We start from the raw sequence: 21,148 nt of genomic DNA on the forward strand, positions 1-21,148 counted from the left end.
AAGGCTCCCGCACAGCCCTTCGGCGTCGCGAAAAGCGAAACAAGGAAAACTGGTCTCAAAATCAGGTGCTAAGTTCCCAATGAATCCGGATCGCGTCAGCGATCGGGCCGGCGGTGACGTCTACCTGAAAGGCCACGGGCGCGGTACCTGTCGCTTCAATGACGGTGTCGTGGTAAACCCGGCCGCATGACGGACACAGGGTGTAGAGGTCCTCATCGTCGGGCCACGCGGCCAGTCCGGCAGGGACCGGCGACTCTGCTCCCGCGTAAACAGGGACGCCCTGCGAGTTGGCCTGAATCAATCCCTCTTTGCTGACCGTGTTTCCGCACAGGCAAGTGATCGTGGTGACATCATGACCGATGACATCAGCGAATTCAGTGTCCATTTGAGCTCCCCGGCGTCGGAAGAGACGTTCTGCTTGTAGTTTATGCCTGCCGATCCGCCGGATGTTTGACCCCGCGCGACTTAGCTGACGGTTTACCCGTTGTTACCCGACAGCCGGGGCGGGAAGATGTTCCCATGCTGCCTGAGGAGCGTTTCAACGTGCTGGTCGATGAATTCAGGGCCAGCCCCGGCGTGAGCGTGCCGGGAGAACCGGGGCAGCGCGGATTCGGTTCGAACGCGCTGAAGGTTCACGGCTCGATTTTTGCGATGATCTCCGGAGGAAGGCTTGTTGTGAAGCTGCCGCACCAGCGGGTCGAGACGCTGATCGGAACCGGAGTTGGTGCGCCGTTTGACGCCGGAAAGGGCAGTGCAATGAAGGAGTGGCTCACCGTCACTGCCGATGATGAGGAGACATGGCTGGCCCTGGCACGTGAGGCCTTGGACTTCGTGGGGTCTCAGCGAAGAACACAGTGAAGGGAAGCGATGAAATCCAACGAACTGCTGCAGGATGCTTTTGGCCGGATCCGTGACGTAGTGGCCGCAACCCTGGAAGGGGTCGACGACGAGTCCCTGGTCCGTCGGCCCGCCGGCACCGGAAACTCGATTGCGTGGTTGATCTGGCACCTCAGCCGCGTGGAGGACGTCCAAGTCGCGTCCGCCGCCGGGATGAAGCAGGTCTGGATTTCGCAGGATTTCGCCGGCCGTTTCAAGCTGCCGCTGCCCGAACGCGACACCGGCTACGGCCACTCGAGCGATAAAGTCGACGCGGTTCAGGCCCCGCCGGAGCTATTGCTCGAATATTACGACGCCGTGCACCGGCAGACGATGGCCTTCGTGGAAACGCTCGACGACGAGGACCTTGATCGCATCGTCGACACCCGCTGGGACCCGCCCGTCACTCTCGGCGTGCGCTTGGTCAGCACGATCGCCGATTGCCTTCAGCACGCGGGGCAGGCCGCCTACGCCAAAGGCCTAGGCGGCCGGTGAGCGCACCCCTCATGCCACGTTGCGAGATACCGCGTTCCGAGGTTTGAAGACCAACCCCAAGACGGCTGCCAGGGCGAGCGCGGAAAGGACGGTTGCCGACCAGAACCCGGCCCGCCCGCCGGTCAGGAAGTCGCCAGGGATCGCGAAGGCTGCGTAGATAGAAGCCACGATGGCCAGGCCGACGGCGCCGCCCAGTTGCTGCATTGTCTGGAAGAGTCCCGACGCGGACCCTGCGTGCTCGGGTTCGACATTGCGAAGCGCGAGCGTCGTCAGTGGCATGAACGTCATGCCGGCGGAGATTCCAGTGCCCAGGAGTGCAAGCAAAACAAGGGCGAACGGGGTGTCCGTTTTCAGTTGTGTGAGCGGCAAGAAGGCGACGACGCGGAGCGCGGTGCCAAAGATCACGAGCCGGACGGCCCCGAAGCGCTCAAGTAGCCGCGGGACGATCCGCGACATCGCGAAGATGCTTAGCGGCATCGGCAGGAACGCAAGCCCGGTCACCATCGGCGTGAGGTGCAGATCGTCTTCGAGGTACTGGACCATAAGGAAGAACATCGCCAGCATGCCACCGTAGGTTGCCGCCATCGCGGCCAGCGCCGCCAGTCGGCTCGGGCTGCGCAGCAGTTGCGGTCGGAGCAGCGGGTGCGCCACCCTCCGCTCGGTAACGGCGAGAACTGCGATCAGCGCTGCGCCGACAAGCAGGCCGCCGATCGTGCGCGGGCTGGACCAGCCGACGTCGCCCGCTTGGATGAGTCCCCACACGATGGCGACGGCGCCGCCCGTCGCGGTCACCGCTCCGAGGAGGTCGAAGCGTCCGGGCCGCCGGGGAGTTTCCGCGACGAGGCGCGGCACCGCGATGAGGACCACGACGCCGATCGGCACGTTGATGAAGAGGGTCCACCGCCAGCTGGTGGTGTCGGTGAGGAGTCCGCCGAGGATGAGCCCGAGCGCGCCTCCCATTGAGGCAATGGCGGAGAACAGGGCGAGCGCCCGGTTCCGCGCGCCGTCGTCCTTCGCGCTGGTGGTGATGAGCGCGAGGACGCTCGGGGCGGCGAATGCGGCGCCTAGGCCCTGGAGTGCGCGCGCGATGACGAGGAGTAGGGGCGAGGTGGCCAGGCCACCAAGCAATGAGAAGAGCGTGAAGGCTGCGACGCCCACCAGGAAGGTGCGACGACGGCCGAGGACGTCACCGATCCGTCCACCCAGCAGCAGGAGGCCGCCGAAGGCGACGGCGTAGCCGTTCAGGACCCAGCTGAGCTCGGCCCGGTCGAAGTGGAGGTCGGTGGCGATGTGGGGGAGCGCGACGTTCACGACGGTCGCGTCGAGGACAAGCATGAGTTGGGCCAGCATGACCAGCCAGAGGCCAATGCTGCCGGCGCGGCCGCGCGGATTTCCGCTTGTCCGGGTGATCCTGGCTGGTGCGCGTGTGGCAATTGTGGGTGTCATGGGAGGTGTCCTGTTCTAGCCGAAGGGGCTGACGTACACTAAGAGGAGAGTTGCTCCGCTTAGAACTATACGGAGACACTCTCCGTTTTGCAATGGTGTATTGAAAGGTGTTTCTGTGCGCGCTGACGCTCAACGCAACCGCGACCGGATCGTGGAGGTTGCACGTGCACTCTTCCGGGCCAAAGGCTTCGAGGCTGTTTCGATGGACGAAGTCGCCAAAGCGGCCGAGGTTGGACCCGGCACGCTCTACCGGCACTTCCCGACCAAAGAGTCGCTGTACGACGCGGTCCTCGAGGCGTGGGCAGAGAAGGTCAACGCCGCAGTCAGCCAGGCACTTACCCTCGACGTCCCTGCGCGGGAGCGGTTGTTGAGTTGGCTGACCGACTATGCGTCGATGCTGACAGAACACAAGGGCGCCGCCGCACGGATTACCGCCGCGCTCGGCGACCCCGGTTCCCCCTTTGCAGCAAAGTGCCAGACCTATCTGGGGGCCAATCAGCGCGTGATCGAAGCGTTGGACTCGGCCTTGCGCCCTGGAGTCGATGCAATGCAGATCAGCCGGCTCGTCGGCGGCGTGGCCGTGGTTGTGGATAGCAGCGAACTTCCCTCCGATGCAGCAGCATCGATGCTCGCGGTAGTCGCTGACGGACTTATCGCTTCCTGACGCGATTTAGGGAGCGCGTTCGGGGACGCTCCCCGATCCTCCTGCCCTCTTGGAGCGCTTTGCCCTGTGTCAGGCGACCCTCGCTCACTTATGGCGCGTTTTTCGCGTTCGCTCGCTCACTATGACGACGGCGCACGGGTGCGCAGGAGCGTTTAGCACTGGCGGGCTACTTGCGCCGTGGCGCCATCCTCGCTGAACTTTCCCTGGCCTGTGTATGCCCTAAGTGCCTTGCCGCCGACCGCCGTCGTGCGCCCTCCGGGTGCAACACGGGCAACACTCGCAAATTCGTTAACTAATTCGAGTAGGGATCACTCAAGGCTGCCCAGAAGCCCGTCCGTAGGATCCGAAGTGAGCCGAAGATGGCTCACTGCCATTGCTTTTGGGATGCAATGTGCGGCAGCACCAACCCCCGGCAGGGCCCTGAACCATGCCAAGGACGCACATCATGAAAACTGCAAAACTCATGGCCGTCGCTTGCCTTTCGCTTGCTTGGATAGCCACACCATTCACCCCCGCGAATGCCGCACCCATGGAGGTTTCTGGGATCGTCTTGGGTAGCGACATTTCCTGGCCCCAATGTGGTGGCGGGCTACCTTCCGGCCAGGCGTTCGGGATCGTCGGCGTGAACGACGGCCGGCCGGCCACCGCGAATCCCTGTCTCGCCGAACAGTTGGGCTGGGCCAACGGTTCGGCGGGCGGGACGAGCCAGCCGGCGTCCGCCGTGTATGTGAATACCGCCAATCCCGCGGGGTATGGCGGCTGGTGGCCGGCATCCGATGCGGAGGTGGGCGTGAGCGGTCGCAACCCATATGGGAGCTGCGACGGGACAGCTTCGGCGGCGTGCGCCTACCTCTACGGTTATGGAATGGCCTTCGACGACGTCAATCGTTACGGGATCAGCGACCCCGCCAAGCGCATGTGGTGGCTGGACGTGGAGACCGGGAACGCCTGGTCCTGGGACACTGTGGCCAACGCCGCGGTTATTGAAGGCATGGCCGCCTTCTTGCAGAGCATTGGCGCGGCGGTGGGCATCTACTCGACCTCGTACCAGTTCGGACTAATCGCCGGTCGGCTTCACCCCGACAGCAACCTGAACGGACTTAAGAGCTGGCTTGCCGGAGCAACGTCTCCGGAGTCCGCTGTGGAACTCTGCTCCGCCCCGCCACTGACAGCCGGCGGCGTGGTTGCGCTCACCCAATTCACCACCGACTTCGACTACAACTACTCCTGCATTCCGCCTGCGCCGCCGCCACCCCCGCCGCCAGCTCCGGTAGTGGCCCCGCCAAAGCCCCCGGTTCCGACGCTGACTGAATATGCCAACGGAAAGCGCAAGCCGGTACTGTCCATACCGCAGGGCTGACGGCTCCCCGCCAAGGTTCGTGACGCGTCGTTTCGTGACCTCAGGCAACGATGGACCAGACTTAGGGACGTGACCAACAAACCCCGCCCCGGCCTAGCGATCGCTGCACTGAGTCTCGGGACGGCGCTGAACCCGCTGAACTCGTCGATGATCGCCGTCGCGCTCGTGGTTCTTCGCCAGGACTTCGCGCTCGACGTCGCCACGGTCACCTGGGTGATCACGTCCTTCTATCTCGCCTCGGCGGCTGGCCAGCCGCTCATGGGCCGCCTGGCGGACCGCTTTGGTCCGCGGAGGTTGTTTACCTTCGGCATGGCAGTGGTCGCAATTTCATGCGTTCTGGCGCCGTTCTCGCCGAACTTTGCGCTGGTCTGCGTGGCCCGCGCGCTCATGGCGGTGGGGACCGCGACGGCGTACCCGTGCGCCGTCGTCATGGTCTCGACGCTCAGCCGGCAGGCGAACATCAGCTCCACCCGGCCTCTGGGGCGGATCCAGATGGCGAACACCTCGGCCGCTGCGGTGGGACCCGTCGTCGGCGGCCTCCTGGTGAGCCTGGTCGGCTGGCAGGCGCTGTTCGCGATCAACGTGCCGATCTCGCTTCTGGCCCTGATCGTGGTGCAGCGTGTGGCGCCGCCCGACGTCGGACGCGAAAGCGGCAAGCTCTCCGCCCTCCTTCGCGATTCGGACATTCCGGGCATCCTGGCGTTCATCGCTTCGTTGACGCTGGCGATGATGGCGCTGCTCAACGTCATGCCGGCCTACCGCTGGTGGTTCATCGCCGTCGCTGTTGTATTGGCCGCGCTGTTTGCCTGGCGCGAGTTGCGTTTCAGTCCGCCGTTCCTGGACTTGCGGCTGCTCGGCCGGAACCGGCCGCTGCTGCTGTTGTACTTGGGTTTCGCGGTGTTCAGCGCGGTCTACTATTTTGCTTTCTTCGGGCTTCCGCAGTTGCTGCAGCAGGCGGGAAAGTACGACGCCGGGGTGGTCGGCCTGCTGATGCTTCCCCTTGCTGCCATGTCGGTTTTCATGACGCCGGTGACGGTGCGGTTCATTGAGCGGTTCGGCGTGCGGTCCGTGATGATCGCCGGCGTCGTGCTTTTGGCGCTGGCTTCCGGTGCGCTCGGGGTGCTGACGCTGTCCTTCTGGCCCCCGCTGGTGCTCGTGCTCACCGCGCTGATGGGTGTGCCGTATGGGGTGGTCAGCACGGCATCGAACCAGGGCTTGTATGTGTCCGCACGGCCCGAGGACAGGGGAGTGGCAGCCGGGATTTTCCAGACGTGCCGATACCTCGGGGCCATCACGGCGACGGTGCTCATTGGTGTGCTGTATGGGCCCGGGGTCAACCAGGCAAACTGGGGGCTCATGGTGTTGGTGATGCTGGGGCTGAGTGCGGTGGTGTTTGTGTTGGCCCTGGCTTGGCGGAAGCCGGGGGCAGTGGGTTAAGTCCCATCGCGCCGCTCCGAAACCCGCTGCGGCTCGACAGACCCCCTATACCTACTCCGACCCACCTTGACCACTCATTTTCAGTGCAATGCCCACTCAATTTCAGTGCAATGCACACTGAGTGATCATTTTCGCCCGTAGCGTTGGATAGATTGTCAGGCTAAGGCTCTGGGGCGCTCTCCGCAGATTTGGAAGGCCACTAGGCTCTCACATTTCAAAGCTGCGTTAGGAGTTGGGAATTGTTCGAAGAGGAAACCCGACGGGCACTTGACTACGTGTCTCGCGGCGTGAGCGTACGGATCGTCGGCGGCCCCGGAAGTGGAAAATCGACGGTCCTGCAGTCGATCGCCGCTGGCCTCGAAAAGGCCGGTGTCACGGTCTACAGCCTCTCGGGTTCGCGGCTCCTGAATGAGACCCCGTTCGCAGGGATTGGCGCACTCGGACTGGAAGGGCGCGGGCAAGAGAATGGGCCGCTAGGAGTCGCGAACGTGCTTGCCGAACGGTTGGCTCGGCGAGGCCGCCGGGCACTCGTTGTTGACGATATCGATGAGCTCGACAAGGAATCAGCGGCAGTCATTGACATTGTTCAAGGGCGGACCCAACGGCCGCTTGTGGTAACGATGGACGATGCCCCACTGTACTCAGGGGCCTCAGTGTTCATGCCTGCCCGATGGCCGGAGGCAACGATTCGACTCAGTCCTCTTCACTACGATCAAGTCAACAAACTGCTGGCCCAGACACTCGGGTCGCCGCCGGATGTGGATTTGACCACCGCCGTGCTCATGAAATCTGGAGGCAGCCCGGGACTCGTGGTCAGGATCGCCCAAAGCGCAGAGCTGAGCAAGCAACTTATCCTCCATGGTGGACAGTGGAGAATGGGTGGGCACACACTCTGGAACGAATATCTACAGAGCACCGTCCAGGAACTCCTTCACGGACTAAGCGCCGATGAACGGACGGCTTTGCATACCCTGTCCGTGGTGGGAGCCCGGCCGCTGGGGTCCCTGAAGCCAGTAGTTGAGGCAGATATCCTGGACAGGCTCGAAATGCGGGGGCTGGTTGCGCTCACCGGAGACAGCAGCGGAGCCGTATGGGTAAGTGTCAGTCCGCACATTGTTGTCGACTATTTCCGTGACCCTTACGTTCGATCCTCCCGCAGGGTGCTGGCGGATCGGAGTAACCGGGAGATCGATTCCCCCGCCCGGCCGGTAAAGAGTTCCTCTCCTGAGCTTCTGGCCGAGTTGACCCGAGACCTGCGGAGTGAAGCCGGCGACGGCACGGCTGCGACGCAGCATTTCCAAGAACAGCTACGGGAACTGGAGGAATCACAATTCAGCGTCTGGGAGTCCGAAAAGACCATGTCCAACGCAGCAGCGTTCCTCAAGTTCTACTGGGGCGGGCCGATCGATCCCTCACGCATCGAACAAGTCTTCAGCGAAACTGAGGCGGTAGAAGCTGATTCAGGCGATCACTTCTTCTTCGCCATGACCCGGGCGCTGTGGGCCATAGTCAATGGCGGCCAATTAGCTGTGGCGACGGACATACTCCGGGCGATCGGCCAAGCTCACCCCGATTGGAAAGCAGAAGCTCAGGCGTTCGCACTCTACCTGCAGGCGTCCTTTGACCGAATGCCTTTGAACCTCGACGAAACCTTGGACGGGCTACGCAGCAGCCATCCCGAGAGTGGCGTTCTGCCAGTCATCAGGGGCATTCTGGAGCTCTACCGCTTCGATGCCCAGGCTGCCCTCCGGGCCCTTGATTCAGCAGATGGCTTCGACCTTGCCGCTGGCATGGAACCCTTCGTCCGTGGACTCGCTCTCCATATTGCCGGCCACCCCGAGGAAGCGCTGATCTTCTCCCTCAGCCAACGCGCCGCGGCGCGGCGCCGCCTTGATCAATTCGGCTTCGTCGCGAACAGTTACGTCACGGTTCTGGCAATGACGGAACAGGGACTCAGCAAGGAAGCTGAGCGGGTGATGGACAGTGTCTTCGCGCTCGGACGCCCCGGCTTCCTGGTGAACTTCCTCCATGACGCTTTGCTCAGAATCGCCGGCCTTCGCGTATTGGCCAGCTCCGGTAAGAATGTCCCCTCGCTGGGGATTCAGGCACGCAAAGACGCCGCCGACATCGGCCCCCTGCCTGGAACCGGAAAAGCAGTCTATGAGCTCGTTACCCGGAAATACGCCGATCCAGCCGAGTTTGATGAAAAGGCTGCCGACCTTCTGGAACAACAACTAGACCGGGGTTACATCACCGAAGCCGTGTATGCCTCATTGTTCATGCTGTCCCTCTACCCCGGACACAAGATCCTGGAGACCACGCAACGGCTACTGCAGGAAAACGGCGTGAACACCCATGCCCAGTTCCTTGCCATCGCCGGTGCCATTCGTGACCGCGACCACCAACTGCTGAAGATTCTCCTGGACCAATACGAAGTGGACTTTGACCTTCCCGCGATCACCAGGCTCCTGAAAGGCGTGGTGAAGGGTCACCTCCTCAAACGCCACCGAGGTTTGGCCAAAACCTTTCATCAAATCATCTCAACTTTCGAAAACCGCTTCCCGCCAGAAGGGGTACTACTGACCCTCGACACGGGAGGGCATCCTCAGGGTCTGACTCCTCGGGAGAGGGAAATCGCCATCCTGGCAGGCAGCCAACGCACCCCCGAAATCGCTGCCCTCCTGGGGATCAGCCCCCGGACCGTGGAAAACCACATATCCAGAGCCCTTGCCAAGACCGGAACCACCACGCGCCAGTCCCTTTATGAGCACGCTCGAAACTCCCAAACAAGCGGTGGATAACTGGACGCCCGGCCGCAGATCCTCGGCTGCAATTCAGCTGGGAGTATGACTGCTCTTCGGCTGCGCGCGCCACGGTGAGTCCGGGCCCTTCCCTGAGTCGGAGCTTGACGCACTACCTATCTACCAGTGTCAAGTGTTTTGCACCTATTGAGTGGTGCATGCTCGAAATTGAGTATTCAAAGACATCAAATTGAGTGGTGCGATAGTTGGAATTGAGTAGTCTTGAGACCTGCACGGATGCATCAGTCAATTCTGGTGTTTGATCTTCAAATTAAAGTCTTTCAACCTGTTTTTAAAATGTCTTGACTACTTTATCTGGCCTGCATACTTTCGTTGTGAAGCATCTGCTTCGCCGGGCGCCCCACCCACCATCACTCGCAGGAGGACCGTGTGAATTCGAAGTCAAGAACCTTGAAGAGGGTCGGTGGGGTTGGCGCCGCCACTGAGCATGTCAGTCTGATTCGGACCCCAGGGTCGGCCAGTTTTTGGCTTGGGGGATTTTGATGGTTCACGTATCACGTTGGACGAGGGTTTTGCGTCTGTTGACCGCACTCGTTGCGGTTGTTGCTATTGTTTTCGGTTCGGTAGCCCCGGCTGCTGCTAATGCTGCCGAGAATCGGACAGTGGTGGGTAGCGGTGAAGGTGCCGTTTTGCTGGAGCCGACGAAGGCGCAGAAGGCCGAGGCGATAAAACGGCTGGAGCAAGCCCGCCAGCTGGACCCTGCCGGTTTCGCGAACCGGCTGGAACTGATTCAGGGATCGAAGGAGCTCAGGGAGTATTTGTCTTCAGACAGCCGTTTCGATAGTGGATTGCAGCAGCAGTTCCTTGCGGCATCCATGCCTACGGACGTCCTGGAATCTCTGGTTTCACTCACGGATTCCGGATACCTGACCCTTGAATTGGCGGATGGTCCAAACAAAACTAAGGTTGCCAAGCTAATTAAGGCTGAGCCGAGCATGATCGGTGGCGGTAAGGGGTCAATGGGGATGAAGCCGATGTTTCCTCAGTGCCCGTCCGCGTGGGCTGCCCTATGGGCCTGGTGGGGCACAAACTCGGCTTTCTGCGGCGCGATGGGCTTCTTCGGCCCCATGGCCGCATTGGGATGCTCGGCAGCCGTGGCGATCGCCGGGTCCGTTATTGACTTCAACAGGGGATGTCGATGAACGCCGGGACTGATTCGACCGTACGCAATTATTGGCTCGCACTGTCAGCGTTGTTCGGGGTAACTGTCAGCGTAGTGTCAATGACAGACCCGCCATGGTCATTGATCATGGTCGCGGCCTTCATCCTCTTTGCTGTCCTGCAAGCCATTCACTACCGCCAGCTGGGCCGCGAAATCCAGGGGAAGCTGGCTACGGCCAATCCTGGAGCTGGAGTTGTCGCTGCCGTTTTCGGCGGCGCCGCGGTTCTCATCCACGGGACACCCATTGCCCTTTGGGCAGGGCCCGTTCTTGGCCTGGTGACGTTCGTAGGCATGTACCTGTTCCTTCACCGGTACGGGCGCTTCCACAACGGCGCTACTTCGAATTAACCGAAACCTTGAGCAGCGTTGTTCGGATGTGGCCAATAATGACAATTGTCCCGGTGCTTGGGATCGTCTTTGCCAGCCTGTATCTGCTCAATCTCGGCGTCTACCCTCCGGTGGATTTCTTGGTTTATCGGTACGCTTCGGTAGCGTCTTGGCTCGGAAGACGTTTATGTCCGCAACATTTTTGGGGAACTTCTGCCGTCCGAGGGCCTGCCTTTCGTCTACACGCCGTTCGCAGCCGCGCTCCTGTCGGTCACGAGCTTGTTTCCTGCCCAGGTGTCCTTCGTGCTGTGGACCACGGGCTGCGTAGCAACCTTGGCGTTCATCATTGGTGTTTGCCTGCCGCAGTCTTTTCCCAGGCGACGGACGATATGGCTCACGCTCCTTATTCTGGGCTGTTGCACCACGATCGTCGCCCAGCATTTGGTGTGGGGGCAGATCAACTTGTTGCTCGCCGGACTCTGTCTCGCGGATTTCGTTCGTCACAGTGGAAGGTGGTCCCGGTTTCTTCCGAGAGGGGTGCTGATCGGGATTGCCGCCGGTATCAAGCTGACCCCGGCCATCTTCATTCCATATCTCTTGATGACAAGACAATGGCGTATGGCCGGCTCTGCCATGGCGGGCTTTGCCGGGACGGTCGCTGTCGGCGTGATCCTGTTTCCGGCAATGTCAGTCAACTACTGGTTCTCGAGCGTGTGGCAGCTCAACTCAAAGGTTGATCTGGGCACCCAGTTCGCCAGCGCGGGCAACAACTCCATACAGGGGGCGGCCGGAGCGATCGGGCATTGGGAGGTCTCGCCCTCCAAGGTCATTGTTATCGTTGTGGCCGTTCTCGGCTTGTTGGCTGCTGCGGAGATCTTCCGTGTGGGACATACGCTGGCGGCAGTTCTGACTGTCGGAATGACTGCGAACGCAACGATAGGGACGTTCTTCGCGCTAAGGAGCCGCACCTCGCCTCTCGCGGCAGCAATACTCTCCCAACGCCGCTTGGAAGGACGCCCAGCCAAGATCTAGAAATTCCGCCCTCCCTCAATAGCGGTGCCGGGCAATTCCGACGAGAGGTCAGTACATCTTATGGATAGAAATAGTGCACCAAGCAGAGGCCAGCTGTTACTTCCTGTCCGAGACGGAAGCTTGGTCGAGGTCCGCGGACGCCTGTTCACGGGGGCCGACGGGCATGCTTATGTGCGGCCGAGATTGCACCCTGATGAACCGAAGATCAGCTTGCGCGAGCAAGCTCAAATGGGCACAACAACAATCAGAATCAGGGTCACGGGCCTTGAAACTGGTGAGTCGGGGCTTGGCAACCTGGAGGGTTCCTGGCATACCATCCGAGGCGTTCTAAGCGGGATGAGGATCGAAGTAACTGCTGTGCTCGATACCCCTGCACAATGGCTCGACTCGTGGGAGGAAACGGACCCGAGATACGAAGAGGCGGAGGCTGATGCGCCGTCGGAGTGGTTCCTTAGTCCGGACCGCCAGAAGCTTCTGGAAGGAATCTTTGCCAGCTTTGATGAGCACAAGGACTTCTATCCTCTTATTTCATTGGGACTTAACGGCACCTACGAAGGCACCTTCCGCGCCACGTTGTACATGCTTGCGATCAACCAGAGCTTCGCATCGTGGGCAGGCAACTTCAGCGCCGACGACCTCCTAGTTCAATCATTCGTGAGGGCCTTGTAGCTGGGGGTTGTTGTGCGTTGGAGAAGCAATGCAGGCATAGTTACAGCGATGCTGATCTCCGGGGCCGCGTTGACTGCCTGCGACGGGGGTGTCCAACGTCATGCCGGCTCAATGCGAGTTACGGATCCGGTCCAGATTACCGAAGCGGCACCGCAAGACGGGGCGCTGGCGTCAGCGGCAAGCCTCATCACCAAAGAGCTAAGCGGCGACCCCAACTTCGGGTCAGTCGCCCTTGAACAGGGGAAGCTCGTCATCACGTGGCACGGCCCGGAGAACGACCGCATCGCACTTTTGCGCGACCAACTCCCCGGCGTTGACATCTCGATCCGTTCAGCAGCGTGCGTTCCGGGAACTGTCATGGACCGGGCGGGAACCCTCTTAACAGAAGATGCAAGAGTCAGGGTCGTCGGGATGGCCAATGACGGATCCCATGTGGTGGTCACGGTTTCAGAGGGCGCAGACAATAGTGCCCTGGTTGCCGCCTATGAAGCGCGGCTCGGCTGCCCGGTCCGCCTCGAAACGGGGGACGTGGTCCCGGCCACGGGGAACCATTGACACCCTCATGAGGCCGGAATATCGTCGGCCGTATCGAGGTTGGTGGTCTCGTTCCAAGTGATTTCGGCGCTGCCTTTGGGGGAGCTCCGCTAGTCGGTTGTGCTAGCGAGGAGAGTCCTCAATGTCTTGGGAATTGTCATGAGAGCCACGCGAGCCACAGCTTTCAGGATGGATCCACGCGAGGCCGGTTTGGTCGCGGTTCTGCTCGTCCTCGCGGCCGTGAGCTGGATCGTTTCTGCCGTGCAAACGTCCGGGATGGACATGGGGCGCTGGACGGATCCTGGACCGCTCGGCTTCTTCCTCACCACCTGGGTGGTGATGCTCGCGGCGATGATGTTTCCCTCGGTGGCGCCCATGGTGGTTGCCTACGCCCGGATCACGCACCACCGGCGGGAGACCGGTCGCTATGCCCCGTCGGGTTCCACGGCTGTATTCGTGGCTGGCTACCTGATCTCGTGGACGATTTTCGGCCTCGCCGCGTACGCGCTCTACGCAATAGTCGGGTCCCTCATCCCCGGTTTGTTTTCCTCCGATCCGGGCGGTCGCTACTTGGCAGCTGGTGTGATTTTCTTGGCGGCCGTGTACCAGCTCACGCCGGCCAAGAACGTCTCCCTGATGAAATGCCGGACGCCGATGGACTTCATCCTGCGGCGAATCCGCTACGGACGTTTTGGTGCGCTGCGTCTCGGGCTTGAGCACGGCGCATGGTGCGTTGCCTGCTGCTGGGCGCTGATGGTGGCACTCTTCGCGCTTGGCGTGATGAGCGTCGGTTGGATGGCTGTGGTGGGGGCGTTCATCGCCTTGGAGAAGATGCTTCCGTGGAGACGGATCGCCAACCGAATGGTCGCCGTCGCGCTGGCCCTGATCGCGGTGGCTATCGCCGTTGCGCCGGGGATGGGGCCCTGAGTCGGGATGTAAATGCGGGGAAAAAAATGGGACGGTCTCATTCATGAAGGAGTCGGAAAATGGCTGGCAGTAAACTGATCGAGCGTTTTTACAAAGAGATCCTCGAGGGTGGAAATCTCGATCTCATTGATGAACTGGCTACGGATAACTTGATCGATCACGAGCAGGCTCTTCCGGGGCAACCGCCCGGCAAGGAGGGCGCCCGATTCTTCGTCAACGCCATCCGAGCGGCGTTCCCGGATATCAAGGTCAAGACGATCGAGCCGGCGCTGGCTGACGGAAACCTGGAGGCGTGCTACGTCGTTCTCACGGGCACGCACAGTGGGGAAATGGCAGGCGTTCCGGCGACGGGCAATAGCGTCGAGTTCGACAGCACCGACATCATCCGCGTCGAGGACGGCAAGGTTGCTGAGCATTGGGGAACCACGAACAATCTGAGCCTCATGCAGCAGATCGGCGTCGTACCCCAGTAGCGATTCCCCAATAGCGTCTCCCGCCCGCGCTCCTAGCAGCGGGCGGGAGGCATTCGGAGGTGAGCCGGGAAGTCTGGTCGGCAGGTCGAAAAGTCTGTCATGGAACCGGAGATTCCCGTGAAAATTCGGAGCGGAACGTCCACCGGAGGTGGTCTGGGAAGAGGATTACGCTCTCGCCCCGCACTGCTGTTGGCGTTTGCCTTCGCGGTCATGGCCGATCCCGTCTCCTCGGTCGCTTACGCCATCGAGGCGGCTCTGCGCGCCCTGAACGGCGATTTGGCGTTGCTGGTCCCCACGATGGTCCTGGTGGTGGCCATCGTCGCCCTGGTCATCGTGAACTACCGGCAACTCGTGGCGCGCTACCCGAGAGGCGGCGGGGCGCCCGCCGCGGTGGGTGAGGCCTTCGGAGATGGCTGGTCTTTCATCCCGATCGGCGCGCTGGTGGTGGATTTCCTGCTCACTATAGCGATCAGCGTCTCGGCGGGATCCTCGGCGGTGATCGCCTATTTCCCCGCCCTTGCTCCGTGGCGTTTGCTGCTCGCGCTGTGCCTGGTGGTCCTTGTCGGGGCCGCGACCTGGTTCGGACACCTGGGCAGGCTGGTCTTCGCGGCAATGACTGTGGCCTTCATTGTCGTTTCCGTCGTCGTCCTTCTCTACGGTCTGGGCGCAGCACCTCAAGCGGCCGGCACGATCGTCGGCGCTCCCGGGCATCCACCGGTCCTTGCCGTGCTGCTTGCGTTCCCGGTGGCCATGGCAATGGCCACCGGTGTGGAAGCGGCGACCTCGGCGGTTGCCCAGCTCGGTCAGCTCGACAATGACGGAAAGCGCCGTTTCGGGCAGCTCACTCTCTGGCTGACCCTCGCCATCGTCGGCACCATCACGCTTGGCCTCGCCCTCGAAGCCGCGCAGTTGCACGTCGGCATTCCGCCGAAAGACAGCACGCAGATCGCTGAACTCGCTCGCCTCGCCGCGCCTGCGCCGGTGTTCGCCGCCTTCCAGCTCGTCACTGCCCTGCTGCTGCTCTCGGCGGCTTCCTCGGGCTTCCAAGCTGGACCGGGCCTGCTCAAGGCCCTGGCGCGTCACATCAACCCCAACGGTGAGACCGTCGGTGTCCTTCCTCTCTCCCTGGGCCGTACCAACCACCACCACACGCCCTATTGGGGCGTTGCGGTGTTCATCGTCCTGGCCGGCGCCGTGACAGCCGTCGCCGGCGGCGACGACCAGGAGCTTGTGCTGTTCTACGCCGTCGCGGTCTTCCTCAGCTTCCTGGGCGGCCTGGTTTCCATGGCACTCTTGGCCCGCAAGGACCGTCAACCGGGAGTCTTCATCCTCAACACTGTCGGAGCCCTCGTCGTGGCCTTCACCCTCGTTGCCAATCTCTCCCGCGGCTTCCCCATCGTCAGCCTCGCCGCCGCCTTCGCCGTCGCAGGCCTCCTGTACCGGGCCTGGACCAAAGCAGGACGCCCCCGTGGCATCCGCAACGTAGCCGCGGAAGCAGAAATCGAATGACGCACACAAGCCCTAGTTGGCGGCGTCGCTCGCGCCGTCCGCGCCGTCGAAGGCTTCGAGCAGCGCCGCGCCCTCAGCGAGGAGGGGTTCGCGATCGGCTGGCTGGGCCACGAGCCGGGTCACGTCGCTCATGAGGGTCTCGACGTATTGCCGCACGACGGCGTGGTGGGCCGCGTCGCCGAACCACACGAGCTCACCGCACACGCGCAACAGGGCCCTGACCACGCGAGGTTCGTTCGCTCCGTACCGTCGCACCTGTCCGAGGGCCAGATCCACGAGATAGGCGAAATCGCGGGCCGGGACATGCAGCCTGACGGTGCCTTGCGCGTCCGCCACGGCCTGCGGCCCGTGCTGCCGGAGTGAGAGGGCGGCGAGGATCGAGCCGAGATGGTCCACCGCCTGGTTCGCGGTGTAGGGGTCGTTGATGGCGGGCGAGAGCGCCTTGGACGCGACGTCGGCGAGTTGCCGGATCCCGAAGGCGACGTCCTGCTCGAGGGTCCGTTCGTAGCCGATCCGCACGCTCTGGGCGAGCGCCCGGCGCAGTTCAGTGCCGCCGTCGGGGGCAAGAGGACCCGCGCCGCCGCCGGCGGCCTCCCACACCCAGGCGAGCGGGGAACCTGCGACGACGTGCCGGCCGATCATGGGCACCATCCGGGCAGTGAGGCCCCGGTTCGCGAGCTCTTCGACGAACGACTCGGGATGGAAGGCTTGAACGTATCCCGACAGCGGTACAGGCAAGGCGGTAGCGCCGGGCGGCGGGTTTGGCATGCGGATTCCGGGATCACCCGGTACGAAGGACCGCTCGATCACCTTGAGCGTGGCCTTCTCGACGCCCTTCATGACTTGGTCCACCTGGATCGAATGCGACAGATGGTGGGCGAAGAAGACGAGCATGACCATGCTCACGAACAGCAGGAGCAGTGCGCCGCTCACCGCGAGGCGCGGGTAGTCCTGGGTGCGCTGTCCGGCGGCGATGCCGACCGTGTAGAGGCCCGCGGTGCTGTATGCGAAAGTGGCCACAAACGCGCTGAGGGTTACCTGGTTGGGGATGTCGCGCAGGAAGTTCCGCAGCAGCCGTGGGCTGAACTGGGTCGATGCCAACTGCAGCGCCACCACGGTGAGTCCTAGTACGACGGCGATGACAGTCACCATGGTGCTCGCGATCCCGATGAGCAGGTTCCGCGCGTCGTCGGACGTCCCTTGGAAGAGGAGGACGGCGAGGGGCGACGTGGCGTCGAGCTGCACCGCGGAAAGGCCCGCACCCGCGATGATTGCGAGGACGACGGCGCAGGTCGGCATCGCCCACAGGGCACTCGCCAGATACTCCCGAACGGCATCACGCCTCACATGTGACACTCTCGACTGACGGTGCCCGCCAGTCAAGGGGAGGCTTGTTGAATATCCGGAGGACCTTGGACCCTATAGCGGCCGCACGGAGCGGGGACACACTGGCATATGGCCAACATCTACATTGCTTACGGGACCGTTGAAGGACAGACGGCCCAGATCGCCGAGTATATTGCCGACGTCGCTCGGGGTCACGGCCACGAGGCTCAGACGGCGGACATCAAGAAGTCCGGGGATGCCTTGCCGGACGGTTACGACGCCGTCGTTGTGGGTGCATCCGTCCATGTGGGCAAGCACGAGGGCTATGTCCGGGACTTTGTACGGAAAAACACGGCGGCGCTTGAGCGCCTCCCCTCCGCGTTCTTCTCAGTCAGCCTTGCTGCTCAGGGCGATGAGGTGAACGCCGAGGGTTATGTGGAGAAGTTCGAGGCTGAGACGGGGTGGCGTCCAGCCCACGTGGGGCTCTTCAGCGGCGCCCTCCTTTACACCCATTACGGTTTCCTCAAACGCGCAATGATGAAGAAGATCGCCCGCGACAAGGGCAGCCTGGACACGGATACCTCGCGCGATTACGTCTACACCGAGTGGGACGGGGTGAGGCGGTTCACCGAAGACTTCGTGGCTGGATTGGCTACCCCCGCGGCTTAGGCCAGGGCCGACCTTCCGCCCTCAAATCCTTGACTTCAGGTTCGGGCTCAACAAGGGTGGAAGGGATCGATCCAAGCGAAATTCTTTCGAATCAGGAGATCCAAAATGACTCTTCCCCAAGGTTTGACTTCCGGTACCTGGTTGCTGGACATGTCCCACAGCGAAATCGGCTTCAGCGTCCGGCACGCCGGCATCAGCAAGGTCCGCGGCCGCTTCACGGAAGCGAGCGCAGAGGCCCGCGTGCGCGAGTCCCTGGCCGACGCATCCCTCCATGCAACCGTCAAGACCGCGAGCTTCGATTCCGGCGATGCCAACCGCGATGGCCACGTCCGCGGCGCCGACTTCTTCGACGTCGAGAAGTTCCCCGAGATGACCTTCCGCGCCACGAGCGTAGAGGGCGACGGCGAGGACTACACCCTCACGGGCGATCTCACCATCCGGGGGATCACCAAGCCGGTGGAGCTCGAAGTCGAGTTCACCGGCGTCGCGGTTGATCCTTTCGGCGCGACCCGGGCCGGGTTCTCGGCCGAAACCGAGATCAGCCGAAAGGACTTCGGACTGACGTGGAACGCGGCTTTGGAGACCGGTGGTTTCCTGGTGAGCGACAAAGTGAAGATCAACCTCGAGGCTGCCCTCGTGAAGCAGGGCGAGCCAGCAGCCGAGTAGGCCGCAGCCGAGTAGTCAAGAGGAAGCCGGCCGTCCGCTCAACTCGCGGTGTAGGAGTTGAGCGGGCGGCCGGTGCTGCCGTACGTGAGGTCCAATACGAGAAGGCCCTTGCCTTCCAGTGCGCTGAGATAACGCTGAGCCGTCGGGCGGCTGACGCCGAGTTGCTCGGCGATCTCAGCGGCGCTGACGGGACCCCCGGCGGCGCGGACGGCGTCGAGCGCTTTTTGCATGGTGGGCTGCAGGCGAGGCGCCGGGGCCGCGGGCCTGACCCCGGCCGAGCGCGCGTTGTAGAGGCTATCAATGGTTGCCTGGTCGGCAGTTGAAGCGGAATCCAGCTCCTGCCGCCAGTTCCGATACGCCTCCAACTGCGTGCGGAGCCGGTCAAAGCTGAAGGGCTTGACCATGTAGTAGACCGCGCCGCTGGTCATCGCTGATTTCACGGTGGCCAGGTCTTGGGCCGCGGTAATGACGATGCAGTCGACGTCGGTTCCGGCCGCCTGCAGGGATCGCAGCATCGAGATCCCGTCCTCGTCCGGTAGGTGTACATCCAGCAAGAGCAGGTCCGGGTTGAGGCGCTCGATCGCCTCCCGCGCGGCCGCAGCGGTGTACACCTGACCGACGCACTCGAAACCGTCAACCCTGGCCACGCGGGCAGCGTGGATTCCGGCGACCCGGAAATCGTCGTCAACCACCAATGTCCTAATCAAGGTTTGGGCTCCTTCCCCGGGCATTTCCTTAGTAGTTGAAGCGACAGCAGAAAACGCACAAAACGTGCACTTTTGCGGCTAAGGCGCACAACTTACTGAAGACTTCTGGGCCCGATGATCACTTCCTAAGCTTTACATAGTTTCAGTGATCCACATCACGAATTCGTCGGACTCCCAACGAAGGGATCCGGGTGGCAGCGCAAGCTGCCGCTGGATAAACGAACTCAAAGACAGAGAGGTCTTAGCGTTATGAATGCTATCCACGCCAACCGGCCACCCGGGGCCTTCGAAAGGGCCGAGATCGCCGCGGGCATCGACATTGTCGGGTTGACCAAGCGTTACCTCACGCCCAAGCACGAGACATTCACTGCCATCCGCGATGTGACTCTTAGGGTCGAACCGGGTGAGTTCTGCGCGATCGTAGGACCGACGGGCTGCGGCAAGTCCACCACGCTGGCCCAGGTTTCCGGGCTCGAGCGGCCAAGCGCCGGCTCGGTCAGCGTCCACGACCAGATCGTCGACGGCATCACCGAGGGTGTCAGCTACATGTTCCAAGCGGACGCTCTTTTCCCCTGGAAGACCGTTCTCGGAAACGTCTTGATCGGCCCGGTCCTGCTCGGAACGCCCAAGAAGGAAGCCACCTTGCTCGCGAGGGACTGGCTGCGCCGCGTGGGCCTGGCCGGCTTCGAGGACCGCTATCCGCACCAGTTGTCCGGTGGCATGCGCAAGCGCGTCGCCATGGCGGCGGCGCTGATCAACAACCCGCGGATCCTGTTGATGGATGAGCCGTTCGGCGCCCTCGACGTGCAGACCAAGGCCATCATGCAGAACGAGCTGCTGCAGCTCTGGGAGGAACTGCGCCCCTCGGTCCTGTTCATCACGCACGACCTCGACGAGGCAGTGGCGCTCGCCGACAAGGTGGTCATCATGACCAGCAGCCCGGGCACCATCAAGGATGTCTTCCACATCGACCTGCCCAGGCCGCGCGGAGATGTCCAGAAGATCCGGCACGAGGAGCGGTTCCTGGAGCTGCAGGGCCAGATCTGGGAGTCCTTGAAGGACGAAGTCACCCGTGCCTACAAGCAATCGGCGGGTGCAGCAGCATGACAACCACAATCAACAGAGGTGCTCCCGTGCAAGAGCAAGCACAAGTGCAAGCGAGTGAGCTTAAAGTTTCCGCCCGGCGTGCCATGAACCGCCGCACCACGTGGGTTTGGGCCGGCCGTGCCATCCTCGCGGTCATCGTGATCGGTGGCTGGCAGTGGTTCACCACGGCTGGCTGGGTGGACAAGTTCTTCTTCGGCCAGCCGTCCGAAATCTGGAACAGCCTGGTGGATCTCTTCACCAAGGGCACGGCATTCGGTACCATCTGGGAGAACCTCTGGGTCACCATGCAGGAAGCCATCTACGGCTTCGCGCTCGGAACGCTCGTCGGCGTCGTGCTCGGAATCCTGCTCGGCTCGAACAAGTACCTGTCCGAAGTGGTCGGCCCGTACATCCGGATCGTGAACTCGATCCCCAGAATCGTGCTCGGCTCGATCTTCATCGTGGCGTTCGGCCTCGGCGTCTTCCCGAAGGTGCTGCTCGCAGCGGTACTGGTCTTCTTCGTCGTCTTCTTCAACGCCTTCCAGGGTGTCCGCGAAGTGGACCAGAACCTGGTCGGAAACGTGCGGGTCTTGGGTGCATCGCCGCTTCAGGTCGCGATCCACGTGACAATTCCCTCGGCAATGACCTGGATCATCGCCAGCTTGCACACGGCGTTCGGCTTCGCGATCATCGGCGCACTTGTTGCTGAAGTGCTCGGCGCCCAGCAGGGAATCGGCCTCATCATCAGCCAGGCACAAGGGACCTTCGATCCCAATACGGTCTTCGCCTGCATGGTGATCATCGCCGTCATCACGCTCGGCGCGGAATACCTCATCGCCCTGCTGGAGCGCACGCTGCTCAAGTGGCGGCCGCCGAACCGTTCCGAAGCACAGACGATCTGACGCTCGCCGTCTTCCATTCAACTTACCCAACGCTCGAATCCTCTAAATAGAAGGAAAAG

The 21,148-nt window shown here is 62.3% G+C and carries 22 protein-coding genes; 18 read left to right on the top strand and 4 right to left on the bottom strand.

The window, feature by feature from the left end; all coding sequences use genetic code 11:
* Positions 1-61: 61 nt before the first annotated feature.
* Entirely contained in the window at positions 62-385 is a 324-nt protein-coding gene (locus QRN52_RS23295) for a hypothetical protein (protein ID WP_284756200.1), read from the bottom strand.
* A gap of 134 nt (positions 386-519) precedes the next feature.
* Here QRN52_RS23295 and QRN52_RS23300 point away from each other — a divergent pair, with 134 nt between their 5' ends.
* Together QRN52_RS23300 and QRN52_RS23305 are read left to right on the top strand one after the other, a co-directional pair.
* On the top strand, positions 520-858 hold the full coding sequence (locus QRN52_RS23300; protein ID WP_284756201.1) for a hypothetical protein: 339 nt from the start codon (positions 520-522) through the stop codon (positions 856-858).
* 9 nt (positions 859-867) lie between these two features.
* Positions 868-1,371, top strand: coding sequence for a mycothiol transferase (locus QRN52_RS23305; RefSeq protein WP_284756203.1), 504 nt, complete (start codon positions 868-870; stop codon positions 1,369-1,371).
* Positions 1,372-1,380: 9 nt separating this feature from the next.
* Here QRN52_RS23305 and QRN52_RS23310 read toward each other — a convergent pair whose 3' ends face one another.
* Positions 1,381-2,817: an MFS transporter gene (locus QRN52_RS23310; RefSeq protein WP_284756204.1), complete on the bottom strand. Its 1,437-nt coding sequence runs from the start codon at positions 2,815-2,817 to the stop codon at positions 1,381-1,383.
* 115 nt (positions 2,818-2,932) lie between these two features.
* On the opposite strand from QRN52_RS23310, the gene QRN52_RS23315 reads away from it, so the two are divergent.
* From QRN52_RS23315 to QRN52_RS23370, 12 genes are all read left to right on the top strand, one after another.
* Positions 2,933-3,481: a TetR/AcrR family transcriptional regulator gene (locus QRN52_RS23315; protein WP_284756205.1), complete on the top strand. Its 549-nt coding sequence runs from the start codon at positions 2,933-2,935 to the stop codon at positions 3,479-3,481.
* A 445-nt stretch (positions 3,482-3,926) separates the two neighbouring features.
* On the top strand, positions 3,927-4,841 hold the full coding sequence (locus QRN52_RS23320; RefSeq protein ID WP_284756207.1) for a glycoside hydrolase family 25 domain-containing protein: 915 nt from the start codon (positions 3,927-3,929) through the stop codon (positions 4,839-4,841).
* A gap of 69 nt (positions 4,842-4,910) precedes the next feature.
* Positions 4,911-6,278, top strand: a complete 1,368-nt coding sequence (locus tag QRN52_RS23325; protein ID WP_284756208.1) for an MFS transporter — start codon at positions 4,911-4,913, stop codon at positions 6,276-6,278.
* Between the two features lie 239 nt (positions 6,279-6,517).
* Positions 6,518-9,079 (top strand): LuxR C-terminal-related transcriptional regulator, encoded by a 2,562-nt coding sequence (locus tag QRN52_RS23330; RefSeq protein WP_284756210.1) that lies wholly within the window; start codon positions 6,518-6,520, stop codon positions 9,077-9,079.
* 542 nt (positions 9,080-9,621) lie between these two features.
* Complete coding sequence (locus QRN52_RS23335; RefSeq protein ID WP_284756211.1) at positions 9,622-10,242, top strand: hypothetical protein; 621 nt, start codon at positions 9,622-9,624, stop codon at positions 10,240-10,242.
* An 80-nt stretch (positions 10,243-10,322) separates the two neighbouring features.
* Positions 10,323-10,610, top strand: a complete 288-nt coding sequence (locus tag QRN52_RS23340) for a hypothetical protein (protein ID WP_284756212.1) — start codon at positions 10,323-10,325, stop codon at positions 10,608-10,610.
* A gap of 273 nt (positions 10,611-10,883) precedes the next feature.
* Positions 10,884-11,621 (top strand): glycosyltransferase family 87 protein, encoded by a 738-nt coding sequence (locus QRN52_RS23345; RefSeq protein ID WP_284756214.1) that lies wholly within the window; start codon positions 10,884-10,886, stop codon positions 11,619-11,621.
* 228 nt (positions 11,622-11,849) lie between these two features.
* Positions 11,850-12,290, top strand: a complete 441-nt coding sequence (locus tag QRN52_RS23350) for a hypothetical protein (RefSeq protein ID WP_284756215.1) — start codon at positions 11,850-11,852, stop codon at positions 12,288-12,290.
* A gap of 111 nt (positions 12,291-12,401) precedes the next feature.
* The gene (locus tag QRN52_RS23355) at positions 12,402-12,845 is read left to right on the top strand and encodes a hypothetical protein (protein ID WP_284756216.1); all 444 of its coding nucleotides are present in this window, start codon (positions 12,402-12,404) and stop codon (positions 12,843-12,845) included.
* Positions 12,846-12,983: 138 nt separating this feature from the next.
* A complete protein-coding gene (locus QRN52_RS23360) occupies positions 12,984-13,751 on the top strand; it encodes a DUF2182 domain-containing protein (RefSeq protein WP_284756217.1) in 768 nt (255 codons plus the stop codon).
* 59 nt (positions 13,752-13,810) lie between these two features.
* Complete coding sequence (locus tag QRN52_RS23365) at positions 13,811-14,224, top strand: ester cyclase (RefSeq protein WP_284756219.1); 414 nt, start codon at positions 13,811-13,813, stop codon at positions 14,222-14,224.
* Positions 14,225-14,434: 210 nt separating this feature from the next.
* Positions 14,435-15,733, top strand: coding sequence for an APC family permease (locus QRN52_RS23370; protein WP_284756221.1), 1,299 nt, complete (start codon positions 14,435-14,437; stop codon positions 15,731-15,733).
* Between the two features lie 12 nt (positions 15,734-15,745).
* Here the strand turns inward: QRN52_RS23370 and QRN52_RS23375 are convergent, their stop codons facing one another.
* Positions 15,746-17,080 carry a DUF2254 domain-containing protein gene (locus QRN52_RS23375; protein ID WP_284756223.1) on the bottom strand — a complete coding sequence of 445 codons (1,335 nt, stop codon included), beginning with the start codon at positions 17,078-17,080 and terminating at the stop codon, positions 15,746-15,748.
* A gap of 108 nt (positions 17,081-17,188) precedes the next feature.
* Here QRN52_RS23375 and QRN52_RS23380 point away from each other — a divergent pair, with 108 nt between their 5' ends.
* Positions 17,189-17,728, top strand: coding sequence for a flavodoxin domain-containing protein (locus QRN52_RS23380; RefSeq protein WP_284756225.1), 540 nt, complete (start codon positions 17,189-17,191; stop codon positions 17,726-17,728).
* Positions 17,729-17,833: 105 nt separating this feature from the next.
* A complete protein-coding gene (locus tag QRN52_RS23385) occupies positions 17,834-18,394 on the top strand; it encodes a YceI family protein (RefSeq protein WP_284756226.1) in 561 nt (186 codons plus the stop codon).
* Between the two features lie 38 nt (positions 18,395-18,432).
* Here QRN52_RS23385 and QRN52_RS23390 read toward each other — a convergent pair whose 3' ends face one another.
* Positions 18,433-19,101 carry a response regulator gene (locus QRN52_RS23390; RefSeq protein WP_284756228.1) on the bottom strand — a complete coding sequence of 223 codons (669 nt, stop codon included), beginning with the start codon at positions 19,099-19,101 and terminating at the stop codon, positions 18,433-18,435.
* A gap of 249 nt (positions 19,102-19,350) precedes the next feature.
* Here QRN52_RS23390 and QRN52_RS23395 point away from each other — a divergent pair, with 249 nt between their 5' ends.
* A complete protein-coding gene (locus tag QRN52_RS23395; RefSeq protein WP_284756229.1) occupies positions 19,351-20,208 on the top strand; it encodes an ABC transporter ATP-binding protein in 858 nt (285 codons plus the stop codon).
* 26 nt (positions 20,209-20,234) lie between these two features.
* On the top strand, positions 20,235-21,089 hold the full coding sequence (locus tag QRN52_RS23400) for an ABC transporter permease (protein ID WP_284756230.1): 855 nt from the start codon (positions 20,235-20,237) through the stop codon (positions 21,087-21,089).
* The last annotated feature ends 59 nt before the right edge of the window (positions 21,090-21,148 follow it).

It is taken from the genome of Arthrobacter sp. efr-133-R2A-120, from assembly GCF_030209835.1.
GTDB lineage: Bacteria > Actinomycetota > Actinomycetes > Actinomycetales > Micrococcaceae > Arthrobacter.

Bases quoted from the DNA above. Each gene is read 5' to 3' on its own strand.
- QRN52_RS23295 (WP_284756200.1), bottom strand. From the start codon at position 385: ATGGACACTGAATTCGCTGATGTCATCGGTCATGATGTCACCACGATC.
- QRN52_RS23300 (WP_284756201.1), top strand. From the start codon at position 520: ATGCTGCCTGAGGAGCGTTTCAACGTGCTGGTCGATGAATTCAGGGCC.
- QRN52_RS23305 (WP_284756203.1), top strand. From the start codon at position 868: ATGAAATCCAACGAACTGCTGCAGGATGCTTTTGGCCGGATCCGTGAC.
- QRN52_RS23310 (WP_284756204.1), bottom strand. From the start codon at position 2,817: ATGACACCCACAATTGCCACACGCGCACCAGCCAGGATCACCCGGACA.
- QRN52_RS23320 (WP_284756207.1), top strand. From the start codon at position 3,927: ATGAAAACTGCAAAACTCATGGCCGTCGCTTGCCTTTCGCTTGCTTGG.
- QRN52_RS23340 (WP_284756212.1), top strand. From the start codon at position 10,323: ATGACAGACCCGCCATGGTCATTGATCATGGTCGCGGCCTTCATCCTC.
- QRN52_RS23350 (WP_284756215.1), top strand. From the start codon at position 11,850: ATGGGCACAACAACAATCAGAATCAGGGTCACGGGCCTTGAAACTGGT.
- QRN52_RS23355 (WP_284756216.1), top strand. From the start codon at position 12,402: ATGCGAGTTACGGATCCGGTCCAGATTACCGAAGCGGCACCGCAAGAC.
- QRN52_RS23360 (WP_284756217.1), top strand. From the start codon at position 12,984: ATGAGAGCCACGCGAGCCACAGCTTTCAGGATGGATCCACGCGAGGCC.
- QRN52_RS23365 (WP_284756219.1), top strand. From the start codon at position 13,811: ATGGCTGGCAGTAAACTGATCGAGCGTTTTTACAAAGAGATCCTCGAG.
- QRN52_RS23370 (WP_284756221.1), top strand. From the start codon at position 14,435: ATGGCCGATCCCGTCTCCTCGGTCGCTTACGCCATCGAGGCGGCTCTG.
- QRN52_RS23380 (WP_284756225.1), top strand. From the start codon at position 17,189: ATGGCCAACATCTACATTGCTTACGGGACCGTTGAAGGACAGACGGCC.
- QRN52_RS23385 (WP_284756226.1), top strand. From the start codon at position 17,834: ATGACTCTTCCCCAAGGTTTGACTTCCGGTACCTGGTTGCTGGACATG.
- QRN52_RS23395 (WP_284756229.1), top strand. From the start codon at position 19,351: ATGAATGCTATCCACGCCAACCGGCCACCCGGGGCCTTCGAAAGGGCC.